The organism is Mesorhizobium sp. M0062 (assembly GCF_040323125.1).
GTDB lineage: Bacteria > Pseudomonadota > Alphaproteobacteria > Rhizobiales > Rhizobiaceae > Mesorhizobium.
This window is the reverse complement of the sequence record NZ_JAMYUO010000007.1, coordinates 162,645-185,867: the sequence shown is the minus strand read 5'-3', so window position 1 is coordinate 185,867 and position 23,223 is coordinate 162,645. Positions and strand designations below refer to the sequence as shown.

Below are 23,223 nucleotides of genomic sequence, written 5' to 3'. Positions count from 1 at the left end.
CATTTCTTTACGATCCGGTAGGGTTAACAACGGCCTGCACAAAGACTGCGCATTTGAGTCAAAATCGAGCCAAGACACTTCGCTAAGCGCCTCCTGTTCATTCCCAGGAGAGCCCACATGCGTCGGATCGAAACCCATCCCTTCATCATTGCCGCGGTCCTCTTCCTGCTGGCCTGGTTTCTGGGATTTCCGATGCGGGCGCAATCGGCGCCGCTTGGCGATTTCGCCTGCACGCTTATCCAGGACGCGGCGAGCGGCGAGACGCTCTATCAAAGCGGCGTCTGCGACCAACGCGTCAGCCCGGCGTCGACCTTCAAGGTGCCGCTGGCGCTGATCGGCTACGACAGCGGTGTCCTCAGCGACGCGCATACACCGAGCTGGGACTACAAGCCTGAGTTCAACGCCGTGAAGCGCGACCACAAGGCCGTCGACCCGACGATCTGGGAGCGCGACTCGATCGTATGGTATTCGCGCGAGATCGTGCGCCGGCTCGGCGCAAAAAGCTTTGCCCTCTACGTCTCGAAATTCGGCTACGGCAACATGGATGTCTCGGGCGATGCCGACAAGGACAACGGGCTCACGCAATCCTGGATAAATTCCTCGCTTGAGATATCGCCGGTCGAACAGACAGCCTTCCTGCGCCAGCTGCTCGCCGGCAAGATGCCGGTTTCTGCCAAGGCGCATGAGATGACCCGAGCCATCCTGCCGACTTTCCAGGCCGGCGGCTGGACGGTGCGGGGCAAAACCGGCAGCACCAGGCTGGGAAACAGCAAGGACAAGCGCGCGCTGGGCTGGTTCGTCGGCTGGGCCGAAAAGGGCGGCCGCCGGATCGTCTTCGCCCGGCTGGTCGTCGACACCAAGCCGATCGACATGCCGAAAGGCCCGGCGACACGCGCGGCGTTACTGAGGGAGTTGCCGCAACTCGTGAAGTGAGTTGCCGCGACAAATCCCGGCGGCTGTGCCAATGACCGCTGCGGAAATGTATCAGTCGACGTTCCGGCTCGTGGACTCTGTCGGCCGTCGCCCTTACAATCCCGGTCCTGTTGCTCTTGAAAGCAATGCACCACATGACCGAAGGACGCGTCCAACGCCGTCTTGCCGCAATTCTGGCCGCTGACGTGGTGGGGTATACGCGCCTGATGGGCAGCGACGAGGCCGGCACACTTGCCGATCTGAAGGAGATACGGGCCCACCTTATCGACCCAAATATGGCCGAGCACCAAGGTCGCATCTTCAAAACGACTGGCGACGGCATCCTCGCCGAGTTTCCAAGTGTCGTGAACGCCGTGGCTTGTGCCGTTGCTATGCAGCGTGCCATGTCGGGTCGCAGCGCAAAACTGTCCGAGGACCGAAGAATACAATTCCGCGTTGGGATCAACCTCGGTGACGTAATCGTCGAGGATGACGATCTGTTGGGTGACGGCGTGAACGTGGCGACAAGGCTCGAAGGCATCGCTCCTGTTGGAGGTGTTATGGTTTCGGGCACGGTGCGAGATCACCTCGGAAACCGGCTTGAACTGCAATTCGACGACATTGGTGAGCAGATACTTAAAAATATTGAACGCCCCGTGCGAGCTTATGCGGTGCGCCTCGACGGTCCCGAAGCGGCCCCCACTTCGCCGGCGTCGCTTGCTGATAAGCCATCCATCGCTTTGCTGCCGTTCGTCAATATGAGCGACGACCGTCAGCAGGACTACTTTGCGGATGGGATCACAGAGAACGTCATCACCGGATTGTCTCGGTTTCGCGATCTTTCCGTCATCGCCAGTAATTCGACGTTTGCTTACAAGGGCAAAGCCACGAAGATACAGGATGCCAGCCGAGAGCTGGGTGCCCGCTATATCTTGGAGGGCAGTGTACAGAGGTCGAAGGACCGGGTCCGCATTACCGCCCAGCTCATTGACGGCAAGACTGGGCGGCACCTTTGGGCAGAGCGCTACGACCGAGGCATCGAGGACATCTTTGCCGTGCAGGACGATGTCACTGAAAGAATAATCGGCAGTTTAGCCACAGCGTACGGAGGCCGACTGTTAAAGGCGTGGCAAGAGCGCCCGGAAGTCGCGGGGACGCGGAATTTTGAGGCGCTGGACTATTTCGTGCGCGGCATGGAGTCTCTCAACCGCTACACAAAACAAGACAACTTGCGTGCTCGGGAACTCTTCGAGAAGGCAGGCGAACTCGATCCGAAGTTCGGAAAGGCGTTTGCCAAGCTCGCTTGGACGCACATGATCGACGCAAGCGACGGTTGGAGCGCGAATCCCGAGGCTTCACTGGCATGTGGCCTGAAATACGCCAATTTGGCGATCGAACGGGACGACGCCGAGGCATGGGGGCACTATGCGCTCGCAGGGCACTGCCTATTTTGCGGACAATACGAACGCGCTATCGTTGAGTATCAACGGGCCCTTGAGCTTAATCCAAATGACGCCGACGTGCTGTTGGATTACGGTTCCTGCCTAAGCTATTGTGGGAGGGCACAGGAAGGCCTTGAGGCGGCGCAAAAAGCCATGCGTCTCAACCCTCACTACCCCGAGTGGTACATCCTACAGATTGGCCAGATTTACTACGACGTTCGCAGATATCGTGAAGCGATCGCGGCGTTGGAAGGTCTACGAACCCTCGACACCGTATACCAACACTTATACCTGGCAGCGAGCTACGCGGCTTTAGGGAGCGAAGACGAAGCGCAGCAGGTCATCGAGCACATTTTGCAGCTGGAGCCGCGAGCCACAATCACGATGAGAACGACCTCGGACATGGCGCCATACAAGAACTCAGGTGACTTGGAACATCTTCGCGAGAACTTGCGCAAGGCAGGCCTGCGCGAGTGAGTGAAAGCTCGCGCTAGCCTTGAACGGCTGCAAAGTGGCGGTCCTTGGTCGTTCCGATCGGGGAGGCCGATGGCAACGTTCCAACTGGAATTCAAACTGACACACTACCAGCGCTCTTTACCTCACACCGTGCTGCCTCTAAAACCCGCCCGCTGCCGGATGCCTCCGGCTTCACACCACGACCACCCGCGCTCGTTTGCGGGACTGGATAGGAGATACCCGATGCTGAATTCCGTTTCCCTGACATTTCCCGATGGCTCCGTCCGCGACTATGACACGGCGATGACCGGTGCGGGCCTCGCCGAATCGATCTCGAAGTCGCTGGCCAAGAAGGCTGTCGCCTATGCCATCGACGGCACCGTTCGCGATCTTTCCGACCCGCTTGGCAAGTCCGGCAAGGTCGAGATCATCACCCGCAGCGATCCGCGCGCGCTGGAGCTCATCCGTCATGATGCAGCACACGTGCTGGCGGAGGCCGTGCAGGAACTGTGGCCGGGAACGCAAGTGACCATCGGGCCGGTGATCGAGAACGGATTCTATTACGACTTCGCCCGTAACGAGCCGTTCACGCCTGACGATTTCCCGGTGATCGAAAAGAAGATGCGCGAGATCATTGCGCGTAACAAGCCGTTCACCAAGGAAGTCTGGTCGCGCGACAAGGCGAAAAAGGTCTTTGCCGAGAAGGGCGAGCGCTACAAGCTCGAGCTGATCGACGCCATTCCCGAAGACCAGGATCTCAAGATCTATTCCCAGGGTGACTGGTTCGACCTCTGCCGCGGCCCACACATGGCCTCCACCGGGCAGATCGGCAACGCCTTCAAGCTGATGAAGGTGGCCGGCGCCTATTGGCGTGGCGATTCGAACAACCCCATGCTGACCCGCATCTACGGCACGGCCTGGGCCGAGCAAGCTGAACTCGATGCCTACCAGACGATGCTGGAAGAGGCAGAGAAGCGCGACCACCGCAAACTCGGCCGCGAGATGGACCTGTTCCATTTCCAGGAAGAGGGGCCGGGCGTCGTCTTCTGGCACGCCAAGGGCTGGAAGATGTTCCAGAATCTGGTCAACTACATGCGCCGCCGCCTCGACGAGCAGGGCTACCAGGAGGTCAACGCACCGCAGGTTCTCGACAAGAGCCTGTGGGAGACGTCGGGCCACTGGGGCTGGTATCGCGATGCCATGTTCAAGGTGACGGTGGCCGGCGACGACACCGACGACGACCGCGTGTTCGCGCTGAAGCCGATGAATTGTCCGGGCCACGTGCAGATATTCAAGCATGGGTTGAAATCCTATCGCGATCTGCCCGTAAAACTTGCGGAATTCGGCAATGTGCATCGTTACGAACCGTCCGGCGCCTTGCACGGGCTGATGCGCGTGCGCGGCTTCACGCAGGACGATGCGCACATCTTCTGCACCGAGGAGCAGCTGGCCGCGGAATGCCTGCGCATCAACGATCTGATCCTGTCGACCTACGCCGATTTCGGCTTCGACGATGTCAGCGTGAAGCTGTCGACGCGGCCGGATAAGCGCGTCGGCACCGACGAGGCCTGGGATCATGCCGAGGCGATCATGGGCAACGTGCTGGATACAATCAGGACGCGCTCGGGAAACCGCATCAAGACTTCGATCAATCCGGGCGAGGGCGCTTTCTACGGGCCGAAATTCGAATATGTGCTGAAGGACGCCATCGGCCGCGAATGGCAGTGCGGCACCACGCAGGTCGACTTCAATCTGCCGGAACGCTTTGGCGCCTTCTACATCGGTTCGGATTCGGAAAAGAAGCAGCCGGTGATGGTGCATCGCGCCATCTGCGGTTCGATGGAACGCTTTCTCGGCATCCTGATCGAGCATTATTCCGGCCATTTCCCGCTGTGGTTCGCGCCGCTGCAGGTGGTTGTGGCGACGATCACCTCGGATGCTGACGACTATGCGCGAAAGGTTGTCGCACAGTTGAAGGCGGCAGGACTTTTGGCCGAACCGGATCTGCGCAACGAGAAGATCAACTACAAGGTGCGTGAGCATTCGCTGGCCAAGGTTCCTGTGATCCTCGTCTGCGGCAAGCGCGAGGCGGAGGAGGAGACAGTCAACATCCGCCGGCTCGGCTCGCGCGATCAGGAATCGCTCAAGCTGGCCGACGCGCTGAAGCTGCTTTCCGACGAGGCTGTTTCGCCCGACCGAAGGCGCAGCGCGGCCTGAGCAATCAATATTTCGGAGAAATGGCGGTGGAGCGATCCACCGCCATTTTCACATGCCTGTCACGCCAACCTTGTAACGAGCCCCCATGCTCAAGCTGAAGATACGGGAAAGGCCGTTTCCCGAACTCTCCTACGCCAATGCGAGCCAGCCGGCGCTGACGCGCTGGTTCATCCATTCCATTGAAGGCCTGTCGGGGCGCGACCGGTATGCCGCGCTCTATGATTTCTGGCGCCGCCAGGTGGCGCCGACCGGCGAGCGCGTGTTCAGCCGCATGCTGGAGCTGATCGACGTCAAGGTGCGCAGCACCGATCGGTGGCCGCCGGCGGGGCTGCCGGACACGCCGCTGGTGATCGTCGCCAACCACCCGTTCGGCATTGGCGACGGCATTGCCGTGCTGTCGTTCGTCGAGCAACTCGGGCGTCCGTTCCGCGTCATGATCCACAAGGATCTGCTGAAGATCCGCGAGATGGAACCGTACTCGCTGCCGATCGACTTTTCCGAGACCAAGGACGCGGTGAAGAACAACATGGCGGTGCGCCACGAGGCAGTGCGGCTGTTGAAAGAGGGCGTCACCATCGTCGTATTTCCGGCCGGCGGCGTCGCCACCGCGCCGAAAGGCTTTGGCCGGGCGCGCGACCTGCCGTGGAAGATGTTTCCGGCGCGCCTCGTGCAGGACGCCAAGGCGTCGGTGGTGCCGATGCATTTTTCCGGGCAGAACGGCCGGCTGTTCCATCTGGTCAGCGGCCCGATGAACATGGCGGAGCGCGAAGGAAGGGTGGCGAAATTCGTCGGCAAGGCGTCGCTGACGTTGCGCCTTTCAATGCTCATCCGCGAATTCGCGCGGCTGTCCGGCAAGACGATCGACGTGCGCGTCGGCAACCTGTTGAGCTGGGCCGAGCTGGAATCGCTGCGCGATCGCAAGGCGCTGCTTGAGCGTCTTCATCGCGGCGTCTTCGATCTGGCGCCCGACGCGCCGCGCGGCCGGGTCCACTTCCTGCAGCGCCGCCTGCGCAAGGCCGCCTGACGTAGCCCTGAACTACCACTTCAACTGAGGGCCAAACCGAGGCCAATGGGCGCGCCGGTCAGTCGGCGCCTTCCTCGGGATCGATGGCCGACGCCTCGGTGGCCAGGACCTCGATCTCCTGGTTCTGTCCGGCAACGACGGTGAAATCCTTCTGGTAGATGCGGTCGCGGTTCTTGGCGATGATGGTGTATTGGCCTTCGGCCAGCACCATCGAGGCGAAGGCGCCGACGGCCTCCTTGATCGGATCGCCGGATTCGTTGAGCAGCGACCAGGATGTATCGGCGATGGCCTCGCCGCCGGTCTCGCGCACCAGCTTCATGGTCTCCTCCGCCGCGCGATGCTCGACGGTGGCTTCGGTCAGCTTGCCGGCTTCGACACGGATGTCGGAGCGAATGACGGCATTGACCGCGCCATAGGTGGAGACGACATGATAAACGCCGGCGTTGAGCCGCACGACGCTGTTCGGCTCGACATCGGGAATGACCAAAGCGCGGTCGCCATTGGCCTCGGCGGTGCCCTCATAAATGGAGAAGCGCAGTTTTTTCGGCGGAATACGCACGCCGCCCGACAGCACCGCGTCGAGCTTGAGGCCGCCGGCATCGAGCACCAGGCTTTCGCGCCTGGCGTCCTTGCCGACGGTGATGCGCTTGGTGGCGCCGGCGCGTCCGTATGAGGCGTGGACCAGATAGCTGCCGGGTTCGAGCTGGAACACGGCGCTGCCGCCATGCGCGGAAGCCACCATCGGCAGCTTGCCGTCGCCGGCGGCCTCGGGCTTGAAGACGCGCCAGACGATGCCGCGCGTGATGTCGGCGCCCTTGTCGGTCAACTGGGCCGACAGCGTTATGGCGCCGCCGCCACCGAGTGCCAGCGGCGTCTCGCCCTTGGGCGGTGCATAGCTCGAAATACCGGGGAGTTTCAGATTGCCGATACCGTCGGCATTCTGCGCCATGGCCATCGAGGCCGGCGCAAACAGCGCTACGGCGAGCCAAATCAGGAAAAGGCGCGATGTCCCCTCAAACATGCCTTGCGTTGAAGCCCAAGGCGGTGGCAATTTCAAGGCTTAAGAGTCCGACCGCCTTGGCAACAGGTTCTTTCGTCCGGCGCGCCCGCGCCAATGCCCGAGCCGCCCCGTCCGCAATGGCGCGCTTCAGCTCAAAATCGAGTGCTTTAGGAGACCTGGCCCCCATGGCGTCGCCGATCATCGACTTCCTGCTGACCCGAAACTCCGCACCGATTCCTGAATTGAAGGAACCGGCGCCCAGCGATGGCGATATCGCGACCATGATCGCGGCTGCAAGCCGGGTGCCCGATCACGGCCGGCTGGAGCCGTGGCGCTTCATCCTTTATCGCGGCGAGGCGCGCGTCGAGATCGGCAGGAAGCTGGCGGCGCTCGCCGAACAGCGCGAAGGACCGCTGCCGGAAAACCGCCGCAACCAGGAACTGGCTCGGTTTTCGCGTGCGCCGCTGGTGATCGGCGTGGTCTCGAGCCCGAAGGACAATCCAAAAATCCCGCAATGGGAAATGTTCCTGTCCGGCGGCATGGCGGCGATGAACCTGATGATCGCAGCCAATGCGCTGGGCTACGGCACCAACATGATCAGCAACTGGTATTCCGACGTGGCGGAGGGCAGGGCGCTGCTGGGAGTGGCGCCACAGGAACGTGTTGTCGGCTTCGTCCACATCGGCTGCTATCAGGGACCGGCGCCGGAACGGCCGCGGCCCGATCCGGCAAAGCTCTATGCCGATTATGCTGGGCCGTGGAACGGCTGACACCCGAAAGCGATTCCCCTTTATTTAAACACAGGCTAAGACAGCGGCTTCGGCGATGCGTTGGGGGTTGGCGCATCGACCATGGGGATTTTTTTGGGGGTCGCCGGCGACATGAAGAAACGAGACTCGCTGCGAACCCGGCTGCGCTATGGGTTTGACAAGAGCATGGCGGCCGGGCCGATCGCGCTGATCGGCTGGCTCGCCGTCGCTTCGCTGCTGATCATCATCGCCGCCGCGGCTTTTCTTGCGGTGACCCGCATCGCGCCGGAGGGCGGCGAACCACTGAACTTCTTCGAAGCATTCTGGGAATCGCTGATGCGCACGCTCGATTCCGGCACGATGGGCGGCGACACCGGCTGGGCCTTTCGTCTCGTCATGCTCTTTGTCACGCTCGCCGGCATCTTCGTCGTGTCGGCCCTCATCGGCGTGCTCAGCGCCGGCGTCGACAGCAAGCTCGATGAATTGCGCAAGGGCCGTTCGCGGGTGCTGGAGAGCGACCACACCATCATCCTCAACTGGTCGCCGTCGATCTTCGACGTCATCTCCGAACTCGTCATTGCCAATGCCAGCCGCCGCCATCCGCGCATTGTCGTCATGGCCAATATGGACAAGGTGGCGATGGAGGACGAGATCGCCGCCAAAGTCGGCAGACTGGGCAATACACGCATCATCTGCCGCAGCGGCGACCCGACCGACCTCTACGATCTGGCCATCGTCAACCCGCAGACCTCGCGCTCGATCATCGTGCTGTCGCCGGACGGCGACGACCCGGATTCGCAGGTGATCAAGACGGTGCTGGCGCTGGCCAACGACCCGAACCGGCGCACGGCGCCCTATAACATCGCCGCCGAGATCCGCGACGGAAAGAACGCCGAGGTCGCCCGCGTCGTCGGCGGGGCCGAGGTACAGCTTGTCCTGGCCGACCAGCTGATCTCGCGCATCGTCGTGCATTCGAGCCGGCAGTCGGGTCTCAGCGGCGTCTATTCGGAGCTGCTCGATTTCGACGGCTGCGAAATCTACACGACCGAGCAGCCTGATCTCACCGGCAAGACCTTCGGCGAGGCAGTGATGGCGTATGAGCATTGCACGCTGATCGGGCTCTGCGACCAGCAGGGGCGCGTCAATCTCAACCCGCCGTCGGAGCTGGTAATCGGCAAGGACACGCGCGCCATCATCATTGCCGAGGACGATGCCGCCATCAAGCTGGGAAGCGCCGGAGCCAAGATCGATGCCGCGGCGATTCTTCGCCATCAGCCCATCGAGGCGAAGCCGGAGCGCACGCTGATCCTTGGCTGGAACCGGCGCGGTCCGATCATAACCTATGAACTGTCGCGCTATGTCGCGCCTGGTTCGATCCTGACCATCGCCGCCGATACGCCAGGCCTCGAACAGGAAGTTACCGGGCTGCCGGTCGTCGGCGACAATCTGTCGGTTTCCTGCCGGATCACCGACACGTCGAGCAGCACAGCACTGGCAAGCCTGGACGTGCCTTCCTACGACCACGTGCTCGTCCTCGGCTACAGCGAGACCATGGCAGCGCAGCCCGCCGATACGCGCACGCTGGTGACGCTGCTGCATTTGCGCAAAATCGCAGACGATGCCGGCACGCATATCTCGATTGTTAGCGAAATGATCGACGTGCGCAACCGCGAGTTGGCGGCGGTGACCAAGGCCGATGACTTCGTCGTCAGCAACCGGCTGGTCAGCCTGATGCTGGCGCAGGCATCGGAGAACCAGCATCTCGCCGCGATCTTCGATGACCTGCTCGACGAGGAGGGCTCCGAAATCTACATGCGTCCGGTCGGCCACTATGTCGCCATCGATCAGCCGGTGACGTTCTGGACGATCGCGGAATCGGCGCGGCTGCGCGGCGAGATCGCCATCGGACATAGGCGCGTTCGCGCTGCGCAGAGTGATGAGCGGGCTCTGGGCGGCGTCACCGTCAACCCGTTGAAGTCGCAAGCGCTGGCCTACCTGCCTGAGGACCGGGTCATCGTGCTGGCGCGGGACTAAACCCCGACTGCCTTGGCGCGAGCCAGAAGCCGTTCGGCGAGCCTGAGATGCGGCCGGTCATACATCTTGCCGTCAATGCCGACCACGCCGGGATTTCCGGCCGCCTCGAAGGCCGCGACGATGGCCTGCGAGCGTTGCACTGCCTCCGCCGATGGCGTGAAGGCGGCGTTGATGACCGGCACTTGCGCCGGATGGATCGCCATCTTGCCGGTAAAGCCGTCACGCTCGGCCTCCGTGCATTCGGCTTCGAAGGCGGCCATGTCGCGAAAGGCGGGGAAAACCGTGTCGATCGCCGCGACTTCAGCTGCGCCGGCGGCAAGGATGGTCATGGTGCGGGCAAGGCGGAAGACATCGGTGTAGCGGCCGTTATCGTCGCGCGCAGCCTGCGCGCCGATCGCCGCCGACAGATCTTCGGCACCCCAGGTGAGGCCGGCAAGCCTGGCGCTTGCCCCGGCATAGGTCGCGGCGGCCAGCAACCCAGCAGCGGTCTCGGTAATGATCGGCAGGATCTTGATCGCGCCATCCGGCAATCCGTTTTCGGCCTCATGTACGCGGAGCTTTACGGATAGCTGCTGGACATCCTGGCCGCTGTTCGACTTCGGCAGCATGATGCCGTCGGGTTTGACCGGAACCAGGGCGGCCAGATCGTCGTCGGTCAATCCGGTCGAGAGATCGTTGACGCGGATATAGATGGCGGAGCTTGTCTGCTGCCGGTTGCCGCCGATAAAACGTGCCGCGATGTCGCGTGCCGACGCCTTGTTTTGTGGCGCCACGGAATCCTCAAGGTCGACGATGACCACGTCGGCGCCGGCGCCAAAGCCTTTGTCCAGCTTCTTTTCGGAATCGCCGGGCACAAACAGCAGCGAGCGCATCAGGCCGCCTTTTTCATCATCATCGCCTGGCGCGTGCATTTGGCGACGAGCACATCGTTCTGATTGTAGGCGCGATGCTCGAACTCGACGATGCCGCGGTCCGGCTTGGATTTCGATTCCCTGACCGAGATCACAGTCGTTTCGACACCGATGGTGTCGCCATGGAAGACCGGGTGCGGAAACACCGTCTCCTTCATGCCGAGATTGGCAATTGTGGTGCCGACGGTGATGTCATTGACGGAAATGCCGATCATCAGGCCGAGCGTGAACAGCGAATTGACCAGCGGTCTGCCCCATTCGCTCTTGGCGGCGAAGTCGAAGTCGATGTGCAGCGGCTGCGGGTTCAGCGTCATCACCGAGAACAGCATGTTATCGCTTTCGGTGACGGTCTTGCGCAGCGTGTGCCGAAAGACATGTCCGACGACGAACTCTTCGAGATAAAGCCCGGGCATCGTTTTTCTCCTCCGCTGCCTGACGGTTGATAGGCGCTGCCCATGCCACCCGCAAGCCAGTTAATAAACATGGTGAACCGTTCGTAAACCATTTCTGCCTAGGGTCATTCCTGGGGCCGGAAGCTTTCCGGCAAGGGGCGTAGCAGGCAGTATGGTTGTCTCGCATTTTCTCAAATGGATCTACACCGCGAGAGTTTCGGAGCGCGCCGCGGCGGCGAGCGCGCTGGCCCGCGCCTACGTCAATTCCGACCTGCCTTTCGAAGACCGTTGCGCGGCCGAAGCGGCGCTGACGCTGCTGCTCGACGACGCCTCGTCGAAGGTGCGGCTGGCTATGGCCGAAGCGCTGTCGATGAGCCATCACGCGCCGCTGCAGATCATCAGCGCGCTTGCCTCCGATCAGCCGGAAGTGGCAGCCCTGGTGCTGGCGCGCTCGCCGCTGCTGACGGACGCCGACCTGATCGACCGCGTCGCGGCCGGGCACAAGGCGACGCAAAAACTGATCGCCGACCGGCCGGTCGTTTCGATGGCGGTTGCCGCGGCGATCGCCGAGATCGGCGAACCGGAAGCGTGTGCGGCGCTGCTCGCCAATGACGGCGCCGACATAGCCTCGCTCTCCTTCCGCCGCATCGCCGAGCGGCATGGCCATATCGCTCATTTGCGCGAGGCGATGGTCACCGACGTGCGGCTGCCGGCCGACTGCCGGCACATGCTGCTGGTCAAGCTCGGCGAAACGCTTAAGGCTTCGCCGCTGGTCATGGCGCTGATGGGGGCGGCCAGAGCCGAGCGCGTCACCCGCGATGCTTGCGTCAAGGCTTCGGTGCGGCTGGTCGAAGGCACGCGCACGGAGGAACATGCGGCACTTATCGAACATCTGCGCCTGCGCGGCGACCTGACCGCAAGTTTCATCATCCGCGCCATTGCCCATGGCAAGGTCGACTTTTTCGGCTCGACCCTGGTTGCGCTCAGCCAGCAGTCGGAGCAGCGGGTGCGGGCGCTGCTTGCCGGCGGCCAGGACGTTGCGCTGCAGGCGCTGTTTCGCAGCGCCGGCCTTGCCGCGCCCACCCATGGCATCATTCTGCGGGCACTCAAGATCTGGCGCGAGGTCGCCAATGGCAAGCGTGTCGCCGGCGTGCAGGAAGTCAGCTGGCTGATGCTGAAGGAATTGGGTGGTCAGGCCGCCGAAGGCGATCTCGCCGGCCTGGTCAAGTCGATCCATCTCGATGCGCTACGCGAAAACGCGCGCGGGCATGCGCTGGCGATAGCCGCGGCCTGACGCCCTAGCCACGGCCCCTGGTGAAGAAATCCGGGAAATCCTCGATCGCGGCGGCGATGATGCGCAGCGAGGCTGCGATCTGCAGCATATCCGCACCGCCGCTGCGCTCTGAAAGGCTGGCTGCATATTGCCGGGCCACAGTGACAGTTGCTGTCTGTGGATCGCCGGTTGCGCGAAAGAGCAGTTCACGCGCGAGGCCGCGCAGGAAATTGGCGATCGAGAGCGCGGTGTCGGTAGGAGTGGACGGGCTCTGCTGCGCGGCGCGCAGACGCAGGATTTCAAGGCCGACGGTAACGGCGGCGACCCCGCCGCCCAGAATCGCATCGCCTTTCCTGCCGGCATTCTGCAAGAGCGGCATCAGCTGGTTGATGCGGTCATAGGCCAGGCTCTCGAAGGCCGAACGCCGCGGCACCCGCTCATGCAGGCACAGCCGCGCCAGATCCTCGCGCATGGCCCGCACGATGCGGTTGGCCGCGCGCCATGGATCCACCGGCAGCACCACGATGAAGACGCCGATCGCCAGCAGGATGCCGACCAGCACCGACGCCGAGCCGGCGAAAAACGGGCCTGGGGCATAGGTCATCGCCTGATGCGGGCTGAGGAAGGCGAGGAAATTGATGGCAAAGGCCGTCGCCACGCCGACGGTGCGCGGATTGGCCATGCCCAGCGCCGTCGGTACCAGGATCGGCACGACAAACAGCGTGAACCAGCCGAAGCCGGGCAAAGCAGGCAGCGCGACCTGGCCGACAAGGAAGGCAAAGGGCAAAGCCAGCAGCGTTCCCTTGAAGAAGCCCCAGGACACCCGCACCGGGTCAGGCCGCGCGGCGAAAAGACTGGAGACGACGGCAACGAGGATGACGGTGCCGGCCGCGTCGGACCATTTCGTCGTCAGCCAGAAGGCGGCGACCGCCAACGTGGCAAGGCCGGCGCGTATGGCATTGCGCGAAGCCCCGGGATAATCGCGGTGCACCACCAGCGCAGGCGGCTGCCTGTTGCTCCGGCTGGGGCCCGTCACCGGTGCGCGCAGGGCGTCGAGGCCGCGCAGCACCTGCTTGAAGGCTTCGGCGAAATCGGCGGCGATGGTGAGGCGGGTTATGGTGCCGACCCTGTCGTCGCCCTGATCGGTCGAGGCGTCGGGCATTTGCCGGGCCTTGCCGGCAATCGCGTCGAGCCGCGTCACCCAGGGCGACGTGTCCTCCAGCGCCTCGGGCGTGGCTGCCAGTTCGCTGACCAGCGACTGCAGTTCGGAGCGCACCGGAATGAGCGCTGCGTTTTTCGGCGCGGCGTGAGAATGCAGCGCGCGTGCCGCCGACAGCGCCGACAGAAGCTGACCGATGGTGAGGCGGACCGGATGGGCGCGGGTGGCGAAGCTCGGGGCTTCGAGCCGGGCATAGGTGCGCATCTCGGCCAGCATCTGGGCGTCCGTGATCAGCTTGCCGTGCAGGCCGGCCAGTCTCGCCGGGTCGCCGCCGGAAAAAGCGCCGCCCGCATAGGTTGCAAGGTCGAGGATGCTGCGCTTCAGCCTGGAGATGATGGCGTCAGCGGCCAGCTTGGGCAGGATCAGCCGGCTGGTCAGGCCGGCGCAGACGATGCCGAGCACGATCTCGGCGCAGCGCGCGACAGCGAGATCGACGATCACATGCGGCTGGCCGAAAGCCGGCAGCCCAATGATCATCGCGGTATAGCCGGCAAGTGCGGCGCCATAGGCTTCCGGATTGCGCAGCAGCGACGAAACCAGCGTGCACAGCCCAATCCAGACGGACAGCGCCGTGACCAGCAGCCAGGGATTGGTGCCGAAAACCGAGGTGATGCCGATCGCCGCAAGTCCACCGGCCAGCGTGCCGAGCAGCCGGTAAAAACCTTTCGCCAGCACCATGCCGGCGACCGGCTGGGCGACGATGAAGACCGTCATCATCGCCCATTGCGGGTGGTCGAGTTTTAGCGCGTAAGCAGCGAGAAGCGCGATCAGACCGGCCGAAACCGTGCGCAGGGCGAAAATCCAATCCGAGCGCGTCGGCTGCGTCAGGCCCGCCAAACTGGTTTCGAAGTAGCTCTTCAGCCGCGCCCAGATCATAAGCTGGTCTCCGTATCGGAAGCGCAGGCTAGAGCAGTTCCAGGAAAAGTGTGAAACGGTTTTCCGCCCGGAACTGCGTCAAAACGAAGAGTTGGCCAGCGCTCAGATATCCAGCACTTCCGTCGCGGCGAATTCGGCGCGTTCCTGGATGAAGCGGAAGCGGGCTTCCGGCTTGGTGCCCATCAGCGCGTCGACAGCATCCTTGGTCGCGGCCACGGCGTCGATGACATCGACCCTGAGCAGCGTGCGCTTCCTCGGGTCCATGGTGGTTTCCTTGAGCTGCGCGGCCATCATCTCGCCCAGGCCCTTGAAGCGGCCGATCTCGACCTTGGCGCGGCCGGTGAATTCGGTGCGCAACAGCTCGTCCTTGTGCGCATCGTCCCTGGCATAGGCAACCTTGCCGCCTTGCCGGATCGAATAGAGCGGCGGCACCGCCAGATAGAGATGGCCGCCATTCACCAGATTCGGCATTTCCTGGTAGAAGAAGGTGATCAGCAGCGAGGCTATGTGAGCGCCGTCGACGTCGGCGTCGGTCATGATGATCACGCGGTCGTAGCGCAAATCCTCGTCGCGGTATTTCGAGCGCGTGCCGCAGCCGAGCGCCTGAATCAGGTCCGAAATCTGCTGGTTGGCGGCTAGCTTGTCGTTGCCGGCGCTGGCGACGTTGAGGATTTTTCCGCGCAGCGGCAGCACCGCCTGGCTGGCGCGGTCGCGCGCCTGCTTGGCCGAGCCGCCGGCCGAGTCGCCTTCGACGATGAACAGTTCGGCGCCCGCGGCGGCATTCTGCGTGCAGTCGGCGAGCTTGCCGGGAAGGCGCAGCTTGCGCACCGCGCTCTTGCGCGACACTTCCTTTTCCTGGCGCCGGCGCACCCGCTCGTCGGCGCGCGCAATCACCCATTCCAGCAGCTTGGAGGCTTCCTGCGGATTGTCGGCCAGCCAGTGGTCGAAGGGATCGCGGATGGCGGTCTCGACAATGCGAATGGCTTCGATCGTTGCCAGCCTGTCCTTGGTCTGGCCGACGAATTCCGGCTCGCGAATAAACACCGACAGCATGCCTGCCGCCGAGATCATCACGTCTTCGGAGGTGACGATCGAGGCGCGCTTGTTGCCGACCAGGTCGGCATAGGCCCGAAGCCCGCGCGTCAGCACATTGCGAAAGCCGGCCTCATGCGTGCCGCCTTCGCCGGTCGGGATGGTGTTGCAGTAGGAGTTGACGAAGCCGTCACCGCCGAACCAGGTCACCGCCCATTCCAGCGAACCGTGGCCGCCCTGCTTCTCGCTCTTGCCGGCGAAGATTTCGCGGGTCACCTGGAAATCATCGCCGAGCGATGCCTTGAGATAGTCCTTCAAGCCGCCGGGGAAATGGAACTCCGCCTTGGCCGGCGTCTGGTCCTTTTCCTTGATCAGCGATGGGTCGCAGCTCCAGCGGATCTCGACGCCGCCGAACAGATAGGCTTTCGAGCGGGTCATGCGATAGAGCCGCGCCGGCTCGAAGGCGGCGCCCTTGCCGAAAATCTGCTCGTCGGGATGGAAGCGGATTTTGGTGCCGCGCCGGTTGTGCACTTCGCCGAGCTGCTCCAGCCCGCTCACCGGAACGCCGCGCGAGAACCTTTGGCGGTAAAGCTGGCGACCGCGCGCGACCTCGACTTCGAGATGGTCCGACAGCGCATTGACGACCGAGACGCCGACACCGTGCAGACCGCCGGAGGTCTCATAGACCTTGCTATCGAACTTGCCGCCCGAATGCAGCGTCGTCATGATGACTTCGAGCGCCGGTTTCTTGAATTTCGGATGCGGATCGACCGGAATGCCGCGGCCATTGTCGGTGACGGTCAGAAACCCGTCGGCCGACAGCTCGACATCGATGAAGGTGGCATGGCCGGCGACCGCCTCGTCCATCGAATTATCGATGACCTCGGCAAACAGATGGTGCATCGCCTTGTCGTCGGTGCCGCCAATATACATGCCCGGACGGCGCCGCACCGGCTCCAGCCCCTCCAGCACCTCGATGTCGGCGGCACTATAGCCCTCGCTGCCGTCCTTGGTCGCAACGGAACGTTTCGTGGCCTGCAGCAGCGGGTCGGCCGGCCGCGCCGGTGTCCGAGCCGATTGGGGCTGCTTTTCCAGATTGCCGAAAAGATCGTTGTTGTCGTCCATGCCTGCCATAGAATCCGGTGCCGCGAATCACCCGTCGATACTGCCACGCTTTTCGGCGCCAAGCGACGGAAGTTCCTGTTACGTTCGGGGATTAAACCCTTCTTATCCTAAAACCTTTCGATAACCAAGCCGGCGGAAATAGGTCCAGCGAGAGCGGCCGCGATTCCTGAATCTTTAACAAAGCGGCCTAGCGTCGCCTCAACAAAACAAAAGACCACGAATGTCAGGGGTTGGTTGTGAGGGGCAAGGCCATAACGATGATTGGCATCGCTGCCGTCTTCGGCGCGATTTCAATCTTTGCCGCGGATTTCTGGGTGAAAAGCCAGGCCAAGGCCGATGCCGAAGAGAAAACGGCGTCGATCCCGGCGCCCGCCGTCCCCAAGGTCGTCTTCAAGACCATAGTGGTGGCCAACGCGCCGCTGCGTTACGGCATGGAGCTTGACCGGGCGCAGCTCAGCGAAATCCCATGGTCCGAGGATTCGGTGCCGCAGGGCGCGTTCACCACAGTCAATGCATTGCTCGCCGAAGGCAGCCGCGTGGTATTGTCGCCGATCGAGGTCAACGAGCCGGTGCTGATCAGCAAATTGTCGGGGCCGAACGGCCGCGCGACGCTATCAAACATGATGACGCCCGGCATGCGGGCGGTGACAATCCGCACCGACGAGATCGCCGGTGTCGGCGGCTTCGTCATGCCGGGCGACCGGGTCGACGTGGTGCTGACACGCGATGCGGGCGAAATCCAGGAAGTGGCCAAGAACGCACAGGGCGCTGCCGGATCGACCGTTACCTCCGAGATTGTCGTCTCCGACGCCAAGGTGCTGACCGTGGGGCAGGGCGCCGACGAGCGCCAGACCGCACCGCAGATCGCCAATTCCGTCACCATCGAGGTGACGACCGAAGGCGCGCAGAAAGTGGCGCTTGCCCGCACCGTCGGCACCTTGTCGCTGTCGCTCCGCTCGGCCGCAGACGGAGGGGCCGCCAAGGACGGCGTCACCACCATCTCGTCCTTCGGCGGATCGGTCGCCTCCGGCGTCCAGGCCGCTGCCGGCGCGCTGTTCACTGCCGCGACCAAGGAGCCTGAGAAGCCGAAATTCAAGACGATCATCGTGACGCGCGGCACGCAGGTCGAAGAATACCAGGTTCCTGCGCGGGACCAGCAATAACTGCCGGTGGGGACCGGGCGAGGGACGGGACAGATGTCGGGACTTCATGCATTTCGAACTACGAAAGGGCTGCGCCCAATGCGGGCGCTTGCGGTGGGGGCTTGCCTGGCCGCGGCCGCAATGCTCGGCCTCAGTGCGCCAGCCAAGGCCGACAACGATATCGTCCATGTCTCGTCCACAACGAATGCGTCGATCAAGGTAGCCAAGGGCAAGCCGAAGACGGTCATGACCAATGCCGCCTTCTACCAGATCGTCATCGGCGATCCGGAGATCGCCAACGTCAATCCGCTGACCGACAAATCCTTCTATGTGCTGGGCAACAATCTCGGCACCACCGGCATCGCGCTGTTCGACGAGAACAAGCAGTTGGTCGGCACCGTCGACATCGAGGTGACGCTGGACACCGACCAGCTGGCCAGCACCATTCGCGCCAGCGTGCCGGACGCCAAGATCAAGGTCGGCTCGGCCAATGGCCGCGTCGTGCTGTCGGGCGAGGCCGATGACGCGGTCGCCGCCGAGAAGGCAAGCAAGATCGCCAGCCGCTTCTCCGGCAATGAAGAAGTGATCAATTCGGTCAACATCTCGTCCTCGCAGCAGGTTCAGCTCAACGTCCGCTTCGTCGAGATCAATCGCCAGGCCGGACAGGATCTCGGCGCCAAATACAGCGCCAATTTCGCTTACGGCATTGGCGGGCGCGACGTCACCCTCGATCCTGGCACGGTGCCGGGAGCCGGCAATGGCGAGATCATCGGCCGGCTGCTGTCCAACGGCCTGTCGATCGACGTCGCCATCAAGGCGCTGGAGGAACGTGGTCTCGCCAGGCGGCTGGCCGAGCCGAACCTGATCGCCCGCTCGGGCCAGACGGCAAGCTTCCTCGCCGGCGGCGAGTTCCCGATCCCGGTCTCCGAGGACAATGGCAAGATTTCCGTCAGCTACAAGAAATACGGCGTCAGCCTCGACTTCACGCCGACGGTTCTCAAGGACGGGCTGGTGAGCCTCGACATCGCGCCGGAAGTGTCCTCGATCGACGCTTCGGCCTCCTACAATATCGGCAATATCTCGGTCCCGGGCTTTATCGTGCGCCGCGCCAAAACATCCGTCGACCTGAAGAATGGCCAGAGCTTCATGATCGCCGGCCTGCTGCAGTCACAGAACGACATTACCACATCGCGTCTACCCGGCCTCGGCAAGCTGCCGGTGCTCGGCTCGCTGTTCTCCTCCAAATCCTATCAGCGGCGCGAGACCGATCTGGTGATCATCGTCACCCCCTATCTGGTCAAGCCGGTCGATCCGTCGAAGAAGCTGCTCGAGCCGACCGACGGCACGCAGCCGGCCAGCAATGTCGACTATTTCCTCAACAACACCGAGGAAGTGAAATCGTCCGAAGCCAATCGTGCAGTGGCAATGGCCAGCGGCAGTACGCCACAGCCGGCCGCGGTCACCACCGTCGGGCATTTCCTCGACCTGCCGAAGGATTGAAGCCATGCGCGTGGAATCATGCATCGCCCTGCTGATCGCCGGCCTCGCCGGCGGCTGCACCAGCGACGACTATGTCCGCTCCGAGGGACCGACGATTGCCGCCGGCAACGCACAGGCCGCCAATACGGCCATGCAGATGGTCGATCCCTGGAAATACGGCGTCCAGAACACCAGGCTGCTGGTGCCGGCGCAGCGCAGTGAGGCGGCAGTCAACGCCGCCGACCAGGCTGCTGCTGCCAAGGCCGTGCAACCGACAGCGACAACCGATTGATTTGCCCCGGTGATTTGACCGGGAATGACCTGACAGGCTGACAAAATGGCAAGCGGCATCAAGACCAAGAAGATCCTGCTGGTGTCCAGCGACCGGACCTTTGCGCAGGATACGCGCACCGCGTTCGCGGCCTCGGAGGTGATCCAGCTTTCGACCGTCGAGAAGAACATTACCGAACTGCGCGGCGAGGTCCAGGAAGCCGATTTCGGCGCGCTCATCGTCGACATGGATGCGGCAAAGCTGGAAGAGATCGAGTCGCTGCAGCGCATCATGCGCCGGCTTGAAGGCCGCGTTCCGGTGGTCGTCGTCACCCAGGAATTCAACGCAGCCGCAGTGCGTATCCTGGTGCAGCTCCAGGTCGCCGATTTCCTGGTCAAGCCGATCACCACCGCCGATCTGGTGCGGTCGGTCGTGCGCGCGCTGCAAGGGCCGGGGCGCGAGGAAAACACCGAGTCGCAGATCTATACCTTCATGCCGGCCGCCGGCGGCGTCGGCACCACGACGCTGGCGCTGCAGACCGCCTTCCAGCTGCATCATTCGGTGACGCGCGGCGCGTCGACCTGCGTGGTCGACCTCAATTTCCAGCAAGGCGCCTGCGCCGAATATCTCGACCTCGAGCCGCGCTTCGACATCACCGAAATCGAGAACCAGCCCGAGCGCCTCGACCGTCAGCTGCTGGATGTGATGCTGTCCAAGCATGCGAGCGGGCTCTGCGTGCTGGCGGCGCCAACGCATCCGTCGGAAATGCGCTCGTTCAAGACCGATGTCGTGGTGCGCATGCTCGATCTCGTCTCGGCCTATTTCGATAACGTCGTCATCGACATGCCGCGCACCTGGTTTCCGTGGACGGAGACGGTGCTGCTCGGCTCCAACAAGCTCTACATCGTCGCCGAAATGACGGTGCCATGCCTGCGCCACACGCAGCGGCTGATCCAGGCGGTCTACGAGACGGCCGGCAAGGAAGTGAAGCCGAACGTCATCGTCAATCGTTTCGAGCAGAAGATGTTCGACAACGGCATCAAGCAGGCGGATGTCCAGGAAATCCTGGGCGAGCATTTCGTCGGCGGCATCTCCAACAATTACCGGCTTGTGCGTGAAGCGGTCGACCGCGGCGTGCCGCTGCATGAGATCGACCCGAACGCCAACGTCGTCAACGATCTGAAGAGGATCATCCTGCCGGAAGAAGCCGTGGTGACGCCGGAGAAATCGCGCTCGCTGTTCGGCATCGGCAGGGGCCTCCTGAAGAGGAAAGCCGGATGACCAGCCGCTTCTCGACCCTGCAGAACCGTGACGTCCGCGCGCTGAAGCCGGCCGAGGCGGCGCCGGTCGCGCATCACGCCGTGGTCATCCCGACGAACCGCAAGGCCTTGCCGCCGAAGCCGGAGACAACACCGGGAAAAAGCGCCAACAAGGTGCTCGATGCCCGCGTGCGCATCCACCGGCTGCTGCTCGAGGAAATCAACCTGGTCGCGCTGGAGCGCCTGCCCAAGGATGAGATGCGCCGGCAGGTGCAGGAGTTCGTGTCGGAAAAGACCCGCCAGGAGCGTATGGCGATCAACACCGTCGAACTTGAAGCGCTGGTCGATGACATCGTCGATGAGATGGTCGGCCTCGGCCCGCTGGAACCGCTGCTCAAGGACCCCGACATCAACGACATCCTGATCAACGGCCACCAGAACTGCTTCGTTGAAAAACGGGGCAAGCTGCAGCAGGTCCATATCCCGTTCAAGGACGAGGCGCACCTGTTGCGCATCGTCAACAAGATCGTCGCCGCCGTCGGCCGCCGGGTCGACGAATCGCAGCCGATGGTCGATGCCCGCATGCTCGACGGCTCGCGCTTCAACGCCGCCATTCGCCCGGTCGCCGTCGACGGGCCGCTGGTGTCGATCCGCAAGTTTTCAAAGAACAAGCTCGGCCTGCACAAGCTGGTCGAGTTCGGCGCCATCACCCAGAACATGGCCGAGGTGCTGGCGGCTGCAGTCCACGCCCGCAAGACGACCATCATCTCGGGCGGCACCGGCACCGGCAAGACGACGATGCTCAACGCATTGTCGGCCTTCATTCCGGAAGACGAACGGCTGATCACCATCGAGGACGCGGCCGAACTGCAGCTGCAGCAGCCGCATGTCGCGCGCATGGAAACGCGCCCCGCCAACATCGAAGGTCATGGCGAGCTGAAGCAGCGCGACCTGGTCAAGAACGCGCTGCGCATGCGCCCCGACCGCGTCATCCTCGGCGAGTGCCGCGGCGAGGAGGCCTTCGACATGCTGCAGGCGATGAACACCGGACATGAAGGCTCGATGGCGACCATCCACGCCAACACGCCGCGCGACGCCATTTCACGCCTCGAGCAGATGCTGGGCATGACCGGCATGCCGATGACGGTGCAGTCGATCCGCAGTCAGATCGCCAGCGCGCTCGACCTTATCGTCCAGCTGACGCGACTGTCGGACGGCAAGCGCAAGGTGACCAGCGTCGCCGAGGTGACCGGCATGGAAGGGGACGTCATCCAGATGCAGGAGATATTCCGCTTCGTGCGCACTGGCATGGAGGCCGACGGCAAGATCCTCGGTCACTACGAGGCGACCGGCATTCGCCCGCGTTTCCTCGAGGACCTGCGCAATATGGGCATTGAATTCCCCGGCAAATATTTCGAACCCGGCCGGCCGCAGGAGTAGCCGGGTGTTCGAGAATTTCAGCCCGATCTATGTCGTTTATGCCGCGGCAGCGCTGACCGGCATCATGATCGCCGAAGGCTGCTATCTGCTCTATGCCGGCCGCAGCGACAAGCGCCTGGCCATCAACCGGCGCATGAAGCTGCAGGAAAACAAGATCAGCCAGGAACAGGTGCTGATTCAGCTGCGCAAGGAACGCGGCCTCGATTCCGGCACGTCATTCTTCTCGCCCGACCGTTTTCGCGCGCTGCGCACGCAGTCTGGCATGGTGATGCCGTTGCCGAAATTCCTGACGATGACGACGGGCGTGGCGCTGACGATGATGCTCGTCGCGCTCTGGTACGGCCTGCCGCTGTTGCTCGCCATTTTGCTGTTTGTGGTGCTGACAGCGCTGCTGCCGGTAATTGTGCTGCGTTCCAAGCGTGCCCGGCGGGTGAAGCGTTTCGGCGTGCAGTTGCCGGAGGCGCTGGAATTGATCACGCGCGGCTTGAAGGCCGGGCATCCGGTTCCGGTGGCGATCTCCATGGTGTCGCGCGAGATGCCCGATCCGATCGGCACCGAATTCGGCGTTATCTCCGACGAGGTGACTTTTGGTTCCGACCTGGTTTCGGCGTTGAATTCACTGTTTGATCGCGTCGGCCAGGAGGATCTGCCGCTGTTCGTCACCGCGGTTTCCATCCAGACGAGTTCGGGCGGCAATCTGCGCGAGATCCTCGACGGGCTGTCGACGACGATCCGCGAACGCGGCAAGCTGCGCCGCAAGGTGCGCGCCATTTCGACCGAGGGTCGTATGTCGGCCTATATCCTGACGGCGGTGCCGGCGCTGCTGTTCGCCGCCATCATGGTGATGATGCCGCAATTTTATCAAAGCGTCTGGGATGTGCCGAAGACCTGGTATCTGCTGGGCGGTTCGGTGACATGGCTGATGCTGGGCAACATCATCATGTTCAAGATGTCGAACTTCCGGTTCTGA

Annotated in this window: 19 protein-coding genes; 13 read left to right on the top strand and 6 right to left on the bottom strand. The window is 63.1% G+C overall.

All coding sequences use genetic code 11. The features are described 5' to 3' along the window. Window positions 1-117 precede the first annotated feature (117 nt). The 4 genes from blaOXA (at window position 118) to NKJ64_RS11585 (ending at window position 6,051) form a co-directional block, all read left to right on the top strand. Window positions 118-933: a class D beta-lactamase gene (gene blaOXA, locus NKJ64_RS11600; protein ID WP_023695454.1), complete on the top strand. Its 816-nt coding sequence runs from the start codon at window positions 118-120 to the stop codon at window positions 931-933. Between the two features lie 134 nt (window positions 934-1,067). After that, complete coding sequence (locus tag NKJ64_RS11595) at window positions 1,068-2,831, top strand: tetratricopeptide repeat protein (protein WP_352462584.1); 1,764 nt, start codon at window positions 1,068-1,070, stop codon at window positions 2,829-2,831. A 222-nt stretch (window positions 2,832-3,053) separates the two neighbouring features. Next, window positions 3,054-5,027, top strand: a complete 1,974-nt coding sequence (gene thrS, locus NKJ64_RS11590; RefSeq protein ID WP_023753336.1) for a threonine--tRNA ligase — start codon at window positions 3,054-3,056, stop codon at window positions 5,025-5,027. An 85-nt stretch (window positions 5,028-5,112) separates the two neighbouring features. Further along, window positions 5,113-6,051: a lysophospholipid acyltransferase family protein gene (locus NKJ64_RS11585; RefSeq protein ID WP_023753335.1), complete on the top strand. Its 939-nt coding sequence runs from the start codon at window positions 5,113-5,115 to the stop codon at window positions 6,049-6,051. A 58-nt stretch (window positions 6,052-6,109) separates the two neighbouring features. Here the strand turns inward: NKJ64_RS11585 and NKJ64_RS11580 are convergent, their stop codons facing one another. Further along, window positions 6,110-7,072: an RgsD C-terminal domain-containing protein gene (locus NKJ64_RS11580; protein WP_352462582.1), complete on the bottom strand. Its 963-nt coding sequence runs from the start codon at window positions 7,070-7,072 to the stop codon at window positions 6,110-6,112. Beyond that, window positions 7,065-7,253 carry a hypothetical protein gene (locus tag NKJ64_RS11575; protein WP_156933736.1) on the bottom strand — a complete coding sequence of 63 codons (189 nt, stop codon included), beginning with the start codon at window positions 7,251-7,253 and terminating at the stop codon, window positions 7,065-7,067. The genes NKJ64_RS11580 and NKJ64_RS11575 overlap by 8 nt, the downstream gene beginning before the upstream one ends. On the opposite strand from NKJ64_RS11575, the gene NKJ64_RS11570 reads away from it, so the two are divergent. Then, entirely contained in the window at window positions 7,237-7,821 is a 585-nt protein-coding gene (locus tag NKJ64_RS11570) for a nitroreductase family protein (protein ID WP_023723386.1), read from the top strand. The two genes, NKJ64_RS11575 and NKJ64_RS11570, sit on opposite strands and share 17 nt — an antisense overlap. Window positions 7,822-7,932: 111 nt before the next feature. Further along, on the top strand, window positions 7,933-9,834 hold the full coding sequence (locus tag NKJ64_RS11565; protein ID WP_023753332.1) for a CASTOR/POLLUX-related putative ion channel: 1,902 nt from the start codon (window positions 7,933-7,935) through the stop codon (window positions 9,832-9,834). Here NKJ64_RS11565 and NKJ64_RS11560 read toward each other — a convergent pair. Continuing rightward, window positions 9,831-10,706, bottom strand: coding sequence for an HpcH/HpaI aldolase/citrate lyase family protein (locus NKJ64_RS11560; RefSeq protein WP_023753331.1), 876 nt, complete (start codon window positions 10,704-10,706; stop codon window positions 9,831-9,833). The two genes, NKJ64_RS11565 and NKJ64_RS11560, sit on opposite strands and share 4 nt — an antisense overlap. Then, a complete protein-coding gene (locus tag NKJ64_RS11555; RefSeq protein ID WP_502882137.1) occupies window positions 10,706-11,218 on the bottom strand; it encodes a MaoC family dehydratase in 513 nt (170 codons plus the stop codon). Before NKJ64_RS11555 ends, NKJ64_RS11560 begins: the two co-directional genes overlap by 1 nt. A gap of 91 nt (window positions 11,219-11,309) precedes the next feature. Here NKJ64_RS11555 and NKJ64_RS11550 point away from each other — a divergent pair, with 91 nt between their 5' ends. Further along, entirely contained in the window at window positions 11,310-12,431 is a 1,122-nt protein-coding gene (locus tag NKJ64_RS11550) for a DUF2336 domain-containing protein (protein ID WP_352462580.1), read from the top strand. 4 nt (window positions 12,432-12,435) lie between these two features. Here NKJ64_RS11550 and NKJ64_RS11545 read toward each other — a convergent pair whose 3' ends face one another. Both NKJ64_RS11545 and parE read right to left on the bottom strand, forming a co-directional pair. After that, window positions 12,436-14,505 (bottom strand): FUSC family protein, encoded by a 2,070-nt coding sequence (locus tag NKJ64_RS11545; RefSeq protein WP_352462578.1) that lies wholly within the window; start codon window positions 14,503-14,505, stop codon window positions 12,436-12,438. Between the two features lie 102 nt (window positions 14,506-14,607). Next, the gene (gene parE / locus NKJ64_RS11540; RefSeq protein ID WP_023667605.1) at window positions 14,608-16,662 is read right to left on the bottom strand and encodes a DNA topoisomerase IV subunit B; all 2,055 of its coding nucleotides are present in this window, start codon (window positions 16,660-16,662) and stop codon (window positions 14,608-14,610) included. A 257-nt stretch (window positions 16,663-16,919) separates the two neighbouring features. On the opposite strand from parE, the gene cpaB reads away from it, so the two are divergent. The 6 genes from cpaB (at window position 16,920) to NKJ64_RS11510 (ending at window position 23,223) form a co-directional block, all read left to right on the top strand. Further along, on the top strand, window positions 16,920-17,825 hold the full coding sequence (gene cpaB / locus NKJ64_RS11535; protein WP_023701208.1) for a Flp pilus assembly protein CpaB: 906 nt from the start codon (window positions 16,920-16,922) through the stop codon (window positions 17,823-17,825). 78 nt (window positions 17,826-17,903) lie between these two features. Continuing rightward, window positions 17,904-19,304 carry a type II and III secretion system protein family protein gene (locus NKJ64_RS11530; RefSeq protein WP_031262407.1) on the top strand — a complete coding sequence of 467 codons (1,401 nt, stop codon included), beginning with the start codon at window positions 17,904-17,906 and terminating at the stop codon, window positions 19,302-19,304. Between the two features lie 4 nt (window positions 19,305-19,308). Beyond that, window positions 19,309-19,575 (top strand): hypothetical protein, encoded by a 267-nt coding sequence (locus NKJ64_RS11525; RefSeq protein WP_023667602.1) that lies wholly within the window; start codon window positions 19,309-19,311, stop codon window positions 19,573-19,575. Window positions 19,576-19,620: 45 nt separating this feature from the next. Beyond that, the gene (locus tag NKJ64_RS11520) at window positions 19,621-20,835 is read left to right on the top strand and encodes a CpaE/TadZ family protein (RefSeq protein WP_023667601.1); all 1,215 of its coding nucleotides are present in this window, start codon (window positions 19,621-19,623) and stop codon (window positions 20,833-20,835) included. After that, complete coding sequence (locus NKJ64_RS11515; protein ID WP_023667600.1) at window positions 20,832-22,253, top strand: TadA family conjugal transfer-associated ATPase; 1,422 nt, start codon at window positions 20,832-20,834, stop codon at window positions 22,251-22,253. The genes NKJ64_RS11520 and NKJ64_RS11515 overlap by 4 nt, the downstream gene beginning before the upstream one ends. A 4-nt stretch (window positions 22,254-22,257) precedes the next feature. Next, window positions 22,258-23,223: a type II secretion system F family protein gene (locus NKJ64_RS11510; RefSeq protein ID WP_352462577.1), complete on the top strand. Its 966-nt coding sequence runs from the start codon at window positions 22,258-22,260 to the stop codon at window positions 23,221-23,223.